The sequence below is a fragment of the Microbacterium sp. Leaf288 genome (assembly GCF_001422925.1).
Classification (GTDB): Bacteria; Actinomycetota; Actinomycetes; order Actinomycetales; family Microbacteriaceae; genus Microbacterium.
Genome location: NZ_LMNI01000001.1, coordinates 431,683 through 448,672 on the forward strand (window position 1 = coordinate 431,683; position 16,990 = coordinate 448,672).

1 protein-coding gene (cut by a window edge) is annotated in these 16,990 nt (G+C 72.3%); it reads left to right on the plus strand.

Annotation, left to right across the window (positions count from 1 at the left end):
- On the plus strand, positions 1-16,990 hold the 5' portion of the coding sequence (locus tag ASF40_RS01865; protein WP_056365595.1) for a Calx-beta domain-containing protein. It continues 10,934 nt past the right edge of the window; only the first 16,990 of its 27,924 coding nucleotides appear in the window; its start codon is at positions 1-3; its stop codon lies beyond the right edge, outside the window.

Here is a 16,990-nt window from a genome sequence, read left to right on the forward strand (position 1 = left end):
ATGTCACGCGCGCGCTCCGCGGCGGTCGCCGCCACCGTCTCGCTCTCGATGGCGATCACCCCGCTCATGGTCCCTCCTGCGGCCGTCGCCGACGAGTTCGCGCTCCGCTCCGCCGCGCCCGTCGGGTCCTCCTCCGCGATCCGCGTCCTCACGCCCGCCGACATCGACACGGTGCTTCCGGCGGCCCTGGCGGTGTGGGGCGAGACCGGCCTCACGGGCGCCGTCGTGCGCGTCGGCGCCGTCAGCGGCGATCGGCTCGCGGTCACGTCCGGACGCACGATCACGATCGACATGGATGCTGCGGGCCGCGGCTGGTTCGTCGACAGCACCCCGTCCACCTCGCACGAGTTCGCGCAGCGCTCCGGCGACGTCGCGCACGCCTCGGGCTCGAGCCCGGCGGCGGGACGCTTCGACCTGCAGACGGTGCTCGCGCACGAGATCGGGCACCTGCTCGGCCGCGCGGACCTCGGCCGCGCCGACGCGATCATGCACGAGAGCCTCGCGCCGGGCGAGCGTCATCTCACCCGCGGCGTCGACGCCGGTGCCCGGGTCAGCGTGCTCCGTGCGCTGGCCGCCGGCGCGGAGCTGCCGCTGACCGCGGCGACGGACGCCGTGACCGGCGACCCCGCGGCGACCGACCCGGGCGCGGGCGAGCCGGCGCCTCCGGTGGCCGAACCCGCCCCAGCTCCGGCGGAAGCGCCGGCCGCGGAACCGGCGCCCGTCGTGGACCCGGCACCGGCAGCCCCCGACTCCGCCTCGACGACCGACCCGGCCGCCGAGTCCGTCGCGCCCCCCGCGGTCGAAGACCCTGCGACCGCCGACGTGGCGGCCGAGGACCCGGCGGCGGCGCAGCCGGCCGCGCCCGAGGCATCCCTCACCGTCACCGCGCTGGCCGCCGCCACCCCGTGGTCGATCTCGATCGCGGGCGCCGTCACCGTCACGGTCGACGGCACGGACCTCGTGATCGGCGCGGAGAGGCGCGCCCTCGACACGATCAGCGCCCTCGCGATCGTCGGCTCGGGCGGCGACGACACCGTCGTGTTCTCCGCGGCGGCGCTGGCGGCGCTCGCCGGCATCGGGATCACGTTCGACGGCGGCGCGGGAAGCGACACCGTCACCGGTCCCGTGGGCAGCGTGCAGTGGACCCTCACCGGCCCCGGAGCCGGCGTGCTCGCGGCAGGTGCCGCCTCCGTCGCCTTCACCGGCGTGGAACGCCTGCAGGGCGCCGGAACCGACAGCCTCGCGGGCGGCGCCGCCGACACGCAGTGGGTGATCGACGGGCCGGGCACCGGATTCACGGGTGACATCTCGTTCAGCGGCATCGACACCGTGGTCGGCGGCTCGGGTGCCGACGCGTTCGCGATGCGCAGCACCGGGTCGATCGGCTCGATCGCGGGCGGCGGCGGCGCGAACACGCTGGTCGGCCCCGACGCCGCGAACACCTGGACCGTCTCGGGAGCGGATGCCGGAACCCTCGGCACGACGTCGTTCACCGGTATCGGCACCCTCGTGGGCGGCAACGCCGACGACACCTTCAAGGTCTTGGCGGGCGGCGCGCTCTCGGGCGGCGTCGAAGGCGGTGCGGTCGCGGACGCTGCGGCGGCGCCCGTCGACGTGCTCGACTTCTCGGCGCGCGGCGGCCAGATCGTCGCCATCCTCGCCGGCGGCGCGGTCGACATCGCGACCGCGTTCTCCGCCGCCACCGCGGGCGCACCCGCGGCCGGGACGGTGCGGCTCAACACCCCGGATCAGAACCAGGCGACCCAGGTCGTCATCAGCACCACGGATGCGGCGGGCGCGTCGGTCGCGGCATCCATCGATCGCATCGACACCTCGCAGAGCGGCGGCCAGCTGCTGATCTCGAGTGCGGACGACCCGTCGGCCTGGATCCTGTTCCGGGTGCTCGGGATCTCGGCGCCGGGCCTGCCGGGCGAGTCGCGCACCGTGAGCGTGCAGGTCATCGCGGCCAGTGCCGCGTCGCCGTTCGCCGGAGGCATCGACGTGACGCTGTCGTACGTCCCGCCCGTCAACGTGGTCGTCGGCTTCGGCACCTTCTCGGGCATCGACAGGCTGGTGGGTTCCGCGAGCAGCTCCGACTCGATCCGCGGTCCTCCCGACGCGAGTGTGCGCTGGACGATCGACGGCGCGAACTCCGGCACGGTCGCCGGTATCGCCTTCTCGTCCATCGAGAACCTCGTGGGCACCGCGAACAACGCCGACGTGTTCGACGTCGTCGGCACCGGCTCCATCGGATCGGTGGCCGGCGGCAGCGGCGGCACCGACATCCTGGTCATCTCCTGCGTCGTCCTGTGCGGCAGCATCAGCGGCGCGCTCTACAACATCAGCGGAACGGATGCTGCCGGAACCGCGTCGCTCTACGGCCGGGTGATCGCCTACACCGGCCTCGACCAGCAGACCCCCTTCCTCACCGTCGGCGGCGACACGGTGCGCATCACCGGCACCGCGTCGAACGACACCATCACCATCTCGGCTCACCCCACCGATCCGAACCGGATGCGCGTCGACTACGGCTCGCACGGCTGGTACGACCCGATCACCCAGGTCGTGACCACCGTGATCGAGTTCGCGGTGCCGAGCACGTCGCTCGTGGTCGAGGGCCTCGACGGCGCCGACACCATCGTCGTCACCGGCCTCGCGGCCGGCTGGGTGAGCGAAGCCACGTTCATCGTCTACGGCAACCGCCGGCTCAGCGACGACATGCCGATCTTCGTCGACGACCCCGAGGCCGACAGCGTCACCTTCACGGGGGACGTCTGGACCAACGACGGCGTGATGGAGATCTACGCCGCGCACATCACGGTGAACGCGAACGTCGCGATCGACACCGGGGCCGGCTGGGTCACCTTCCGCGCCCGGCAGATCGGCAGCGCGTTCGCCGAGAATCTCTCACCCGTCTTCGCGACCGACCGGAACGTGTCGATCACTGTCGGCGACGGCGCGACCATCCACGCGACGGGCATCTTCTTCATCGCGCAGGCCGAGGACCGCAGCCTCGCCGAGTATCTCGGCGTCGCGCGCGAGGTCGGCAGCTACGTGCTCGACCCGCTCACGGGCCTCCTCGGCAGCATCATCGCCCTCCCGGTCAAGCTGCTCCTCAAGAAGTCCACCGCCACGATCACGATCGGCGTCGGCGCCCAGCTCATCGGCGACGACACCGTCGGCATGTACGCCACGGCGGCGGCCGTCGCGAACGGCACCGCACGCGGCAGCCTCGTGAGCGCCGGCTTCGTGCAGGCCACGGCGACCGCCACGGTGATCATCAAGAAGGACGCGCTCATCACGAGCACCGCCGCGATCGTCATCACCGCCACCGCCAACGCCGGCGCCTCGATCAGCGCCTCGACCGAACGTGAGATCAAGAGTCTCGCGAACCCGGGCGGCACACAGGTGGCCATCGCCGTCGCAGTGAGCAACGCGGTGGCGAACGCGCACATCGACGTCGCCGCGGGCGCCGTCATCGAGGCAGGGAAGACGGCCAACCTCGTCGCCGGCGGCACGGTCGAGTCCGAGGCCGAGGCCGAATCGGGCATGTACGCCGACGGGTCGGCCGGGCTCGCCTTCAGCATCGAGCTGTCGAAGGCGGATGTCACGACGGTCGTGAACGGCACGGTGATCGCGCACATGACCCCGTGCGAAGACCTCACCGGAACGCTCACCGGGTGCTCGACCGTGAAGATCGAGATCGACCCCCTCGTCACGAACATCACGGACGTCGGCTACGTCGACTACGCGTACGACCGCATCCACGTGGGCATGCACGGCCTCGTCACCGAGGACACCGTCACCTACAGTCCGCGCCGCGGCAGCAACATCGGCGGGCTCGTCGGGGGACGCACGTACTTCGTCGTGTGGATGGCCGACGACCCGACCACCCTCGACCTCAACGAATCGGAATTCATCGCGCTGGCCTCGTCGGAGCAGGCCGCGGTGCGCGCCGCGACCTGCAGCGCCGCCGGCGACGACCACGCCGCGTACCTGGCCTACCTCGTGTGCCTGCAGCAGTTCACCGTCGACCTCACGCAGGCCGGGTTCCCCGCGACGACGAACAACACGCGCGACTTCAGCGCGGCCGACGTCGACGCCGCGGCCAACACGGTGACGCTGCACTGGACCGGCGGTGTGTTCAACACGTTCGAGCTCGGCCAGGCGGTGGTGTACCACCAGAAGGGCGACGCGAAGATCGACGGCCTCGTCGACGGCGCCACCTACTACGTCGTCGCGAGCACCAACCAGACCAACCTGCAGGGCAACACGCGCTTCACCGACGCGCAGGTGATCGGGCTCGCCGAGACCGAGAACGAAGCCCGCGCCGGCGTGCTCATCGACATCGGCCCGGCGCAGGCGGGCGGCTACCACTTCGCCGCCAAGCACGTGCTCGACACCGGGTTCGCGACGGGCGTCGGCATCCTCGCCAAGCTCGAGGCGAAGGACTCCTCGAGCGCCGCCGCCGGCCTCGCCGACGCCGGCCACCCGGTGACGTGGTGGGCCCGGCTCAAAGAGTCCTTCGCGGGCAACGCCGTCAACCAGCTGTTCGATGCCGCGGCGTTCGCGTTCGGGGCGCACGCCCCCGCTGCCGGGCTGGGGTCTCCGCCGCCACTGGCGGTCGCCGGGGCGCTGGCCGTCATCGACGCAGGCCACCACGTCGAGACGACGATCGGCTCCACCGCCGTCGTGAAGTCGGGCGAAGACCTCGAGATCAAGGCCACGATCGCGCAGGGCTACACGATCAGCGCCAACAGCAGCATCGAGCCTCAGACGGACGCGGCTGGCGGCCTGGCCGGCTCGAGCGCCGACACGGCCATCAGCGTCGCGGTGTCGGTCGGGAACTTCGACAACACGGCGATCGCCACCGTGAAGACGGGGGCGAAGGTCGACGGGCTGCGCGCCACGCGCGTGATCTCCGACGTGAGCTACCCGTTCCTGGTGCGGTTCGACGAGTACATCCCGCTGTCGTGGAGCGAGTTCATCGACCGCCTGCGCAGCGAGGGTCCCGACGCGGTGCTCAAGTACCTCAACACCACCCTCGGCCTCCAGGGCATGTTCAACGCGTGGACGACGTCCACCGCGACCGCCGACAAGATCGCGCTCGCCGGCTCGCTCGCTGTGCTGGTGCTCACCAACGTCTCGACGGCGACCGTGCAGGGCGGCGCCTGGATCAACCAGGACGAGAAGTGGCGCTCGACCGACGCCGCCGACCCCGAGGCGATCAACGCGACGCACATCAACAACACCGGCGAGCAGACGGTGTCGGTCGAGGCGACGAACTACCAGCAGCTGCTGTCGATGACCGGCAACTTCTCGCTTCCCGACCTCGATCTCGACACCGCCGACGTGAAGATCAAGGAGCGGCTCGAGACGCCGTCCGTGAGCGGGGGCGGCGAGAAGGGCGGCGCGGGAGGCGCGTTCCTCATCTTCGTGCAGGACAACACCACCCACGCGATCGTGCAGGACGGCGCCCGCATCTTCAGCGGCACCGACGGCGGCTTCAACATGAAGGCCGAAGAGGCGCTGTTCCACATCGACCTCGTGCAGTCCGGCAGCAACGGCGGCGCGTTCACGATCTCGGGCTCGGTCGCCTACATCGGCCAGCGCAGCGACACGCTGGTGCAGCTCGGTGCGAACGCCATCGTGACGGGTCGCGACGTGCGCCTGTACGCGGGCGACCTGATGACCCAGGTCACGTGGGTCGGCGCCGTCGCATTCGGCACCGGGCTCGGTGTCGGGTTCTCCCTGGCGATCAACGACCTGCACCGCACGACCAAGGCCGTGATCGGGAATCCGGATGCCTCGGCCACCAGCACCGCGACGGCCCGGCCGAACGCGAACATCACGGTGACCGGCGTCGTCGACGTGCTGGCGAAGCTCGACGGCGACCTGTGGGCCTTCACGGTGGCGGGTGCCTTCTCCGGACCCGCGGCGCCACAGCCCACGCCGCCCGCGGGCGCATCGCCCAAGGCGCTGCAGCTCCTCGGCGGCAACGCCCAGCCGGCGACGCAGTCGCAGGCCGCCGTCGCTGCGGCGATCGCGGTGAACGTCGTGGTCGACACCACGCAGGCGTCGATCGCCGACGCGGGCCATCTCACCGCGGGAAGCATCACCGTCACCGCGCTCGACGACTTCTGGCAGCGGGCGATCACCGGAGGCGCCGCGCTCGTGGCGGGCGCGAAGACGAATGCCGCGGCGCTCGCCGGCGCGCTCAGCGTGAACCTCATCGATGCGACGACCCGGGCCTTCATCGTCGCCACCGACCTCACCACGACCGACGGATCGCTCGTCGTGCAGGCAACCCGCACCGGTGACCTGATCAGCGTCTCGGCCGGCATGGCCGCCGCGGCCGGCACCCAGTCGGTCTCGGTCGCAGGCTCGTTCTCGTTCAACACCGTCTACGGCACCACCGAGGCTGTCGTGCAGAACGTGCGCGGCGTCATCGCATCCGACGTGGTGGTGGCCGCGCGCGACGGCACGCGCATCGTCGCCGTCGGCGGCGGCATCGGGTTCGGCGGCGCGGTGGGCATCGGCCTGGGCATCGCGCTCAACCTGCTCGGCACCGAGGCGCGACCCCTCATCTCGAGCGCGCGCATCTCGGGCTCGACGCTCACGATCGGCGGCAAGGTGCTGTCGGTCACGGCGAAGAGCCTCAACGACGACACCGGTCAGCGCATCTACGCGATCGGCGCCGGGGTCGGCCTCGCCGCCGACGCCCAGGCGCACATCGGCGGCGCCTTCCACTTCGCGGTCAACCTCCTCGTCTACCGCACGATCGCCGAGATCACCCGCAGCACGATCCTCCGAGCGACGAGTTCCACGAACACGCTCGACGTCACGGTCGCTGCCACCGACGACTCCGGCATCGTCGCCCTGGGCGGCGCGATCGCGGTCACGACAGGCAGCGCGATCGGCGCCGCCGTCGGGTACAACGAGATCCAGGGAGACGTCGAAGCGCGACTCGACGACGTCGACCTCACCACGGACGGCAAGGTCACGGTCGAGTCGACCTCGAAGGCCGAGATCGGCGGTGTCGCGGTCGGCGTCACCGCCTCGGCGTCCACCGGCAACAGCATCGCCGCGTCGGGCTCGCTCCTCATCAACATCGTCGACAACCGGATCATCGCCGAGATCGTCGACACCGTGTCGTCGTCGCCGATCGGCGCCTCGGTCATCGACGCGCAGGGCCCGGTGTCGGTGACCGCGACCGATGCCTCGGTGATCGCGTCGCTGTCGGGCGGCGTCGCTCTGGCCACCAGCGGCCCCGCCGTCGGCGCCGCCATCAGCTACAACCTCATCTCGAACGTGATCTCGGCCCGCATCGACGGGGTGTCGGTGTTCGCGCGGGGTGCGGCATCCGACATCACGGTCGCCGCGCGCTCGACGGCCACGCTCGTCGCGATCGCGGTGGGTGGCGCGCTCGCCGGTGACAACGGGTTCGCGATCGGCGGGTCCGTCACCGTCAACTCGATCGCCAACACCCTCACCGCGGTCGTCGCGCACAGCCCCGCGGTGCAGGCCGGGCGCGACGTGCTCGTCACGGCCGCCGAGTCGGTGACCCTCGTCGTCGTCGCCGGCGGCGTCGGCATCGCGTTCGGCGGCGTCGCGGTCGGCGCATCGTTCGCGTACAACTTCATCGGCGGCAGCTTCGATGCGGCCAACCCCGACCACACCAACAGCGACACCGCCACCGTCGACGGCGAGCTCGACCAGATCATCGCCGCGATCGACGACGCGCAGGTCTCGGCCGGCCGCAACATCGTCGTGACGGCGGGCTACCTGCCGGCGGACACCGGGGTGCCCGGCGCGGTGTCCCTCGACACCGGCACGGGCAGCGCGCTCGTCATCGGCATCCCGGGCGACCCCAGCACCGAGGGCAGCCCGGCGTTCACCGCCACCATCGTCAGCGTCACCGTGGGCGCCGCGGGAGGCAACGACCTCGCTGTCGGCGGCTCGATCTCGATCAACGTGATCATGCACGACATCGTGGCGCGCATCACCGGCAGCCGCCCCGTCAGCGCGGGCGGCAGCATCCTGGTCGCCGCAGCGGACGACCTCACCGCCGTGGCCGTCGCGGGCGGCATCGCTGTCGGCGACAACGCCGCCGGGGTGGCGGTGCCGCTGCAGATCGACGTGAGCACCGTGCACGCCTACATCGGCGACGGCGCGGTCGTGGACGCCCGCGGCAACGCGGCCCTCACGGTGCCGGACGGCCGGGGCCAGACGGTGCTCCGGCGCGGTGTCGCGGTGGTCGCCACGGCGACCGAGGATGTCGTCACCGTGGGCATCGGGCTCGCGGGCGCCGGCGAGGTCGCCGGTGCCGGCGGCGGAGCGGTCACCGTGATCGACCGCGAGACCCACGCGTGGATCGGCGCGGGCGCCCGCATCAACACGACGGCCGGCGCCGAGAACAACGCGCAGGACGTCTTCGTCCTCGCCTCCGACCGCACCGTGCACGTCACGGCGGCCGGCGCGGCGGCGGGGTCCGGCAGCGTCGGCATCGGCGCGGGCCTCACCGTCGGCGTGCTCGCCAAAGACACACAGGCGTGGATCGGCGCGGGCGCCGAGGTGCAGGCGCAGGGCGATGTGCGGGTGATCGCCGTCTCGACCGAGCTCGTCGTGGGAGTCGCGATCGCGGGGGCCGTGAGCGGCGACGTCGCGGTCGCGGGAACGGTCGGGGTGTACGTCATCGACGTCACCACGAAGGCCACGATCGCCGGGACCCCGGCAGCGGTGACCCCGACGACGGTGCGGGCCGACGGGAGCGTGCAGGTCGCCGCATCCTCCGCCCTGCGGGTCGAGGTGGTGTCGGGCAACCTCGCGATCGGCATCGAGATCGGCGGAGTCGGGGGCGCGCTGGTCGTGCCGGTCGTGACGAAGACGACGGAGGCCGTGATCGGTGCGCGCGCGGTGGTCGTCGGCCGGGCTCTCCGCCCCGGCATCACGGTCGAGGACGGACTGTCGGAGCTGCTCGCGGCGAACGCCTGCAACGGGGGCACGCGCGACCCGCACCAGGTGACGGCGCCGTGCCTCACCGACCAGGACGTCGGGTACGACCAATCCCAGCACGGCGGCGACACCTCGCAGAACCCGCTCACCTCGCCGCAGCTCACCCAGGACCGCACCGTCACGGAGAACGCGCGCACCGGCTTCACCGGCGTCGCCGTCACCGCGCTGAGCCGCGACGACATCGGCATGTACGGCATCGGGGCGTCGGGCGGCCTCTTCTTCGGCGTCCAGATCTCCGCCCTCGTGCACGTCCTGAACGCCACGACGAACGCCGAGGTCGACGACCTCGCGCAGCTCTCGTCCGGTGACGACGTGCTCGTCATCGCCGCCGACGACTACCAGCTGCTCGGCATCGCCGGCGGAGCGTCGGGCGGCGGGGTCGCTGCGACCCCCGGCATCCAGGTGGCCGTCGTCACCGCCCAGACCACCGCACGCATCGGCAAGAACGCGGTGGTGACCGCGGCAGGCGACGTGATCGTGCGCGCCGACGCGAACGAGGAGACGCTCGTCATCGTCGTGGCCATGGGGGTCGGCGCGGTCGGCTTCGGCGGCGCGGTGGGCGTGCTCGTCATCGACTCCACGACGTGGGCTTCGATCGACGACGGGGCCGCCGTCACGGCGGGCGGCAGCGTGCTGGTCGCCGCGTTCGACGCCACCGACATCGACCTCATCACGATCGGCGCCGGCATCGGCGCGGGCGGAGCGGGCGCCGGAGCGGGCGTCGGTGTGACCGTGCTCACCAAGTCGACGCGGGCCTGGATCGGCGCCGCCACCGTCGACGCCTCCGGCAACGGCGCGGCCGTCGACGTCCACGACGGCACGCTCGCCGGCGACGGGGCCTTCGGCCACACCACCGCGACCGGCGTGATCGTCACCGCCGTCAGCCGCGAGGATGTCGTGTCGGTCGCGGTCGCCGCCGGCGCCGGCTTCTCCGCCGGCATCGCCGGAGCGGTGACCGTCGAGGTGATCAACGCCGACACGCGGGCGTACATCGCCGGCGGCGCGCGCATCAACACCGCCACCCCGAACGCCTCCGCCACGCAGGACGTGCGCGTCGTCGCCGTCGACGACCTCACGGTGCTCGTCATCGCCGGCGGACTCGCGATCGGCATGATCGGGCTCGCAGGCGGCGTCGACGTCGGCGTCGTGAACAGCGACACCACCGCGTGGATCGCCGGCAGCGACGTGCGGGCCCGGCGCGACATCGCCGTGGCCGCCCTCGCCGACCGCTACATCCGCACCTTCGCGCTGAGCGCCGCGGGCGGTGCGGCCGCGCTCGGTGCGGCGATCTCGGTGTGGGTCATCGCCGGCGACCTCGTGGGCACGTACAGCTACGCCGACCAGGACGAGAACGGCAACGCGACCAACCCGACCTACGACGCACTGGGCGCCCAGGGCGCGGGCAAGACGCTGACGAACGCCGACACGCTCATCGGCGGCGGCTCCGCCTCGACCGAGATCGGCAAGGTCGGCGGCGCCGGTCACGGCCGCGCGAACGCGGGAGTGCTGCAGGATGCCGCGACCTCGGCCAACGGCTCGCTCGGCGCTGCATCCCCCGCAGGCGTGATCGCCGGGTCGCGCACGGCACCTCCCCAGGAGGCCGGCATCCCGGCCGGGACGGCGGCGTTCGTCGGCCGGGGCGCCACGCTCAGCGCCGGCCACGACATCCGCATCGACGCCCGCAGCCGCCTCGACTTCACGCAGGTGACCGGCGGCTTCGGGTTCGGCGCCTTCGGCGGGGGCGTCTCGGTGTCGGTGGCGACGGTGAACGAGAACGTCTCGGCCTTCGTCGGCTCGGGGGCGACCCTCACCGCCGGCCACGACGTCGCGATCGCCGCGAACCTGCGCGACGAGCTGGACGTGCTCGCGATCACGACGGGGCTCTCTCTCCTCGTCGGGATCGGCGTGACCGTCGCGGTCGTCTACGACGGCGGCACCGCGGCCGCGTACCTCGAAGACGGGGCCGTCACCGGCGCGACGATCCTCGCCGGCGGGGCCGTGACCCTCACCGCGGTCAAGCAGTTCCTGCTCACGATCTCGGCCTATGCGATCGGCAGCGCCTTCATCGTCGGCGTCGGCGCGGGTGCGGGCATCGTCGTCGTCACCGACGGCGGCGGCGCCACCGCCGCCCTCGGAACGAACTCGCGCGTGGGCCAGCCCGGCAGCCCCGTCGGATCGGTGTCGCTCTCGGCGACCCACACGGCGAGCGTCCACGAGTTCGCGAACGCCTCGGTCAACGTCCTCGCGCTCGGAAACGGCGGCGCCGGCGTGGGCATCGCCGCCGGCGTGCTCGTCATCACGATCGGTGCATCTGCCGCCTCGGTCGCGTCGGCGGAGGTGCGTCGCGGCACGATGATCTATGCGACTGGCACGGTGCGGGTCGCTTCGACGTTCACCCCGACGGTCGTCGCGCACGCCGCGGGCGGCGCCGGCGGCCTGGTGATCGCCGTCGGCGCGGTCGTCGTGCACATCGCGATCGCGGGGCTCGTGCTCGCGGCCGTCCGCGACGCGGTGCGGATCGAGGCGGGTTCGCTCGAGATCGCAGCATCCGACACCGTCGATGCGACCGCAGAGCTCGTCGCCGTCGCGATCGGCCTCTTCGGCGGATCCGGCGCCCGCATCGACGTCGACGTCGACGTCCACACGCGCGCCTTCGTCGGATCGACCGCCGGCGTCACCACGACCCTCGCGACGGGCGGCTCGATCTCACTCCTGGCCACCTCCTCCCGCACGCTCTCGGCCTACTCGCACGGCGGTGCCGGCGGCGCGGCAGCGGTCAGCTTCCTGATCGCGAGTGCGAACCAGACGGGATCGACCGAAGCCGGGATCCTGGGCAACACCGCGATCCTGCGCGCTCTCGGGGTGTCTGTCACGGCCGACCTGCTCTCGGCGACGAGCACCGCGACCGTCGTCGTCGGCTCGGGCGGTCTCATCGGAGTGCGCGGCACCGAGGCCGCCGCCACCACCAAGCCGGTCGTGAAGGCGTGGATCGGCGACGGCGTCGTGATCGGCGACGTCAGCGTCGCGTCGGCGCCGGTGCCGATCACCGGCGGCGTCACCGTCACCGCCCGCGCGCGCGCCGAGGCCGACGCGACCGGCAACGCCTACGGCGGCGGCGGGGTCGATGTCGGCGTCCCGTACGCTCACGCGGCGATCGGTCCGGATCTCGACGCGTACATCGGCACCGCGGGGGCCACCGCGCGCACGGTGATCCACGCCGGCGGCACGGTGCGCGTGGAGGCGGTGCTCAAGGACGACGGCGGTTCGGCGCAGCCGGTGTCCGACCAGATCGCAGCGGTCAGCGCGTCGAGCGACACGGTGACCTTCACCTACCCGGGCATCGGCGAGGGCACCGTCGTCACCTATCAGGCGACCGGGGGCGGCATCCTCGGCCTCCACAAGGGCGCGCGCTACACAGTCATCGACACGGGCGTGGCCGGGCAGATCCGCCTCGGCGCCATCTTCAACGCATCGACCGTCGATCCCGCCACCGAGATCATCACGTTCGGATCGGCCCACGGGTTCGTGAGCGGCGACTGCGTCGTCTACGACGCGCGCGGCGGCGCGTCGATCATCGCGAGCGCGGGCGCCGCCACCGGCACGTGCGCACAGCCGGGAAGCACCACGTTCTACGTGCGCAGGATCGACGATTACCGCATCAAGCTCATGACGACTTCCGCGGCGGCGACGGCCTCGACCGAGACGCCGCTCGCCCCCGCCGTCACGGACGGGCGTCTGCAGGACGGCACGCTGAGCGCCCTGCCCAACGGCACCGCGGTCGAGTACCGGGCGCCGTACGTCGCCGACTTCATCGCCGGGGCAGTCGATGTCACGCTGCACCTCGTCGACAAGCCCGAGGGCGGCGGCCAGGTCTGGGTGCCCGAGACCACGACGGTGAACGGTAAGACCGTCGTGGCGCACAGCAACGGCGCGAACAACATCTTCCTGGGCACCGAGCTGACCGCGACCCTGCACTCCGGCGACGCGCTCGTCTACTACGGCACCGGCATCGCGGGCCTGGTGAGCGGACGCACGTATTACGTCATCGTGCAGGCGAACGGCCTCATCCAGCTCGCCGACACCTTCTGCCACGCCGTCGGGTGCACGAACGACCCGGCCCAGGCGCTCGCCATCTCGCCCGGTTCCGACGAGAGCGTCACGGCCTCGCTGCAGAGGGCGCTGCCCGGCCTCCGCGACGGGTACACGTACTACACGGTCGGGCGCGCAGCCGACGGCACGAGCGTGGCGCTGGCCGCCACGATCGGCGGAAGCGCCATCGCCCTCGGCGACGCGGCCGCCGGCGTCCACCGCTTCGGCCTCGTGCAGGTCGACCTGAAGGCCGGCTCCGGCAGCCAGGTGATCTACGCGCGGCTCACGAGCCCGTCGCTGCCGGCCGGCACCCACACGCTCGGCGGCCCGGGCGGCGAGGTGCTCGCAGACCTCGCGCCCGCCGCCGGCGACGGCGCGACCGGCGCGACCGTGAACGGCGGATCGGCCGGCATCATCGTCGGCATCGACGTGCCGAGCGCGCGTGTCGATGGAACCCCCACGGTGAACGCGGCCCTCGGCACCGTGACGGTGCGCGCGGGGCAGTCCGTCCAGGTCGTCGCGTCGAGCCGCACCCGGTCGGTCGCGTACGCGAACAGTGCGGGCGGCGGCGGGGTCGCCGTCGGCGAGGCGCACGCCGACACCGTGTTCGACACCGCCACCACCGACGTCGCGATCGGCGGGGGTTCGGACATCGCCGCCGGCGCGGACGTGCTCGTGTCGGCAGCATCCGACCACCGCATCTCTGCCACCGCCTCGTCGAAGGGCGGCGGCGCGATCTCGGCGAAGATCGCCGAGACGACCGCCCGCATCGACAACGACACCACCGCGACGATCGGTGCGAACGCCGTGATCGTCGCCGGCCACCACGTCATCGTGCGCACCGACCTCGCCACGAACGGGCGGACACTGTCCGACACCGAGTCCTGGGGGATCGGGGCCGGTGCGGATTCCGACAACACCAACGACGACCGGGGTGTGAGGATCGGATCGAGAACGGATGCCTCGACCTCGCGCGTCGTCGTCGGCACGGGCGTGCGCCTGACCGGCGAGACGGTGAACCTCGACGCGTTCGTGTCGCGCATCCTCGCGAATGCGACCGCGAAGGCACTGGGCGTCAACCCGATCCTGCTCGGCGTCGCGACGGCGTTCGCCAACGCGGAGGTCGACGTGTTCCTCACCGTCGCGGTCGAGATCGCCGGCGGCGGCACGATCATCCGCGGCGACCGCGGCGTCGACCTCAAGGCGCACACCGCGAACATCGTCATCGAGCGCAACGCGATGCGGCTCGCCGTCGCCCTCATCCCGCCGCAGCGCGCCGAGAACAACGGCGAGGGCCGCATCGACACCACCGTCGACACCGCAAAGGGCGCGCTCGTCATTGCGGGAGCCCGCCGCACCGACCCGGCGTCGGGGCTGGATGCGGCGTCCGATCCGGGTCAGGTCGCGCTGTACGTGCTCTCGACCAACGCGAGCGTGACCTACCCCGACATGCCCACGGACTCCGACCGCTACCGCGACGACGGCGGCTCGCCGTTCATGCAGGCGCGCCGCATCGCCTGGGATGCCGACGTCATCGTGCTGGGCGGGCTCAACGGAGCGCCCCTGCTAGTCGTCGGCGCCGACGGCAGAGTCGTCGCGGTCAACGCGATCACCATCAACGGCGGGCGCGCCCCCGTCATCGGCGAAGAGGTCGACCCCGATGGCGACGGCGCCTACGTCATCGATCCGATCCGCAACGACGGCTACGCGAACGTGCTCTTCGAGGCGCAGTGCACACCGACCGACCAGGTGTCGTGCGCGATCGACAACGGCGACGGGTACGCCTCGAGCGTCGACGGCCGCGCGAGCGACCCGTGGCCGACGTTCGAGTTCCGCGACACGCTCGAGTCGGTGACGATCGTGGACCGCTCCGGCAAGCGGGTCACCGTGAGCGGCATCGACGTCGTCAACACGTTCGGCTCGTGGCCCCGTGTCGTGCTGCGCTCGTCGGGCGGCCCGCTCGCCTCGCACGTGACGCTCGAGTTCGACCTGCGCCACGCGGCCGCCCCGAGTGTCGTCGACATCGAGAAGCGCGGCGACGACGACGTGCTGCTGAACGGCCGCATCAACAACCCGGTCGGCCTCACGCGCATCGTGAACCTGTTCGGCGACATCCTGGCGTCGTCGCCGAGCACGATCATCGTGACCAACCTGCTCGACATCGAGGCGACACAGGGCTCGATCGGGTCGGCAGCGCGCCGCCTCGCCGTCGACCTGGTGCGCTTCACCGCCCGCCCGCGGCTCGACGCTCCCACCGCCTCGGGCCCGCGCGACCCGCGCCTGGCCGCCGTCGCCGGCGTCGACGCGCACCTGAGCCTGCGAGGCGTCGACCGCACCGTGCCCGCGGCCGGTCAGCCCGCGGTGACGGTGATCGAGGTCACCCTCGACCTGGTGCGCGCCGGCCGCGACGTCGACCTCGAGCTGCGCACCGGCATCCGCCAGGGCGCCTCCGCCCGCACCGCCGACGTGAACGTGGTCGTGCCCGGCGAGCAGTCGATCTGGTCGGTGCCGCGCCCGCACCGCCACCACTTCCGCGGGGTGAACGACGTCAACGGCGCCTACGACCCCGCCCGCGCCGGCGTCTCCGCCTTCGTCGATCCGGCGATCGACCCCGCAGGCGCCGACGTCGAGATCGACAGCGTCTACCGCCTGCTCGCGCGCAACGCTCCGCGCCCGCGCACCGAGGTCACGGTGGGCGGCTCGAGTGACACCATGTTCCTCGCCGAGATCGTCGGCGGCTGGTTCGTGATCTTCGCCGACGCCCCGCTCCCGGCGGGGGCGCCCGGCGTGGTGGCGGGCGACCACCTCCGCATCCGCGACACCGAGGCACTGGTGAACGGACCCGACGCCGTGGACGGCGGGACCGCGCCTGAGATCGACGTCGTCGGCTTCATCGATCTCACGGCGCCGTCCGCGGCAGGCACGGGCTCCGGCTGGGTCGACGTCGACATCGACGGATCCGTCACGCTCGAGGAGGTCCAGGACGACTTCCGCATCGGCCTCATCCGCTCGCGCACGTCCGACGTCGCCCTCGTCGCCGCGGTGAGCATGCTCGACGGCGACCCGGGCGACGCGGCCACCAACCCGGCCGACCCGCGCGACGTCGAGGGCGTGAACATCACGCTCACCGCGAGGACCGGCTCGATCGGCACCGAGAGCGACTTCCTCGAGATCAACCTCCTCGACACCGTGGGCCTCGCGCGCACGCCGGTGAGCGGCATCCTGAACGCCACCGCCGCTCTGGGCGTGCACCTGTTCGAGACCATCGGCGACCTGCGCGTCGGACTCGTCACCTCGAACCAGCTCGACACGACCAAGGTCACCGACGTGGCTCTCGTCACGGGCGCCGGCTCGATTGTGGACGGACAGACGGATGCTGCCGCCGACGTGGTCGCCGAGCACATCGACCTGCGGGCGACCGGTGGCGGCATCGGCGCGCTCCTGGACGACCTCGACGTGAACACGTCGTCGATCACCGGTGCGGGCGGGCGCCTCTACGCCTCCGCCGATGCGAGCGTGTTCGTCACCGAGACCGACGGCGATCTGCGGCTGCTCGCGGCGACGTCGCGGACCGGCGACGTGCGCGTGACGGTCCCCGACACGAACGGCGTGAGGGGACCCCCGTCGACGGGCACGCAGAACCTCATCCTCCTCGTCAGCGGCACGAGCCTGGTCAGCCAGGCGCAGCCTCGCAGCACGACCCCCGGCGCTGCCGACACCGCGACCACGACGCGCAGCGGCATCTGGGCCAAGGTCGACATCTCCCTCTGGGTGGGCGACGACCTGCTCGCCCCCGCGGGCTCCGACATCGTCGCCGGCCGCACCATCTACATCCACGGCGACGCCGACCGCGGACCCGCCACCCCGACGGCCACCGATCCCGACC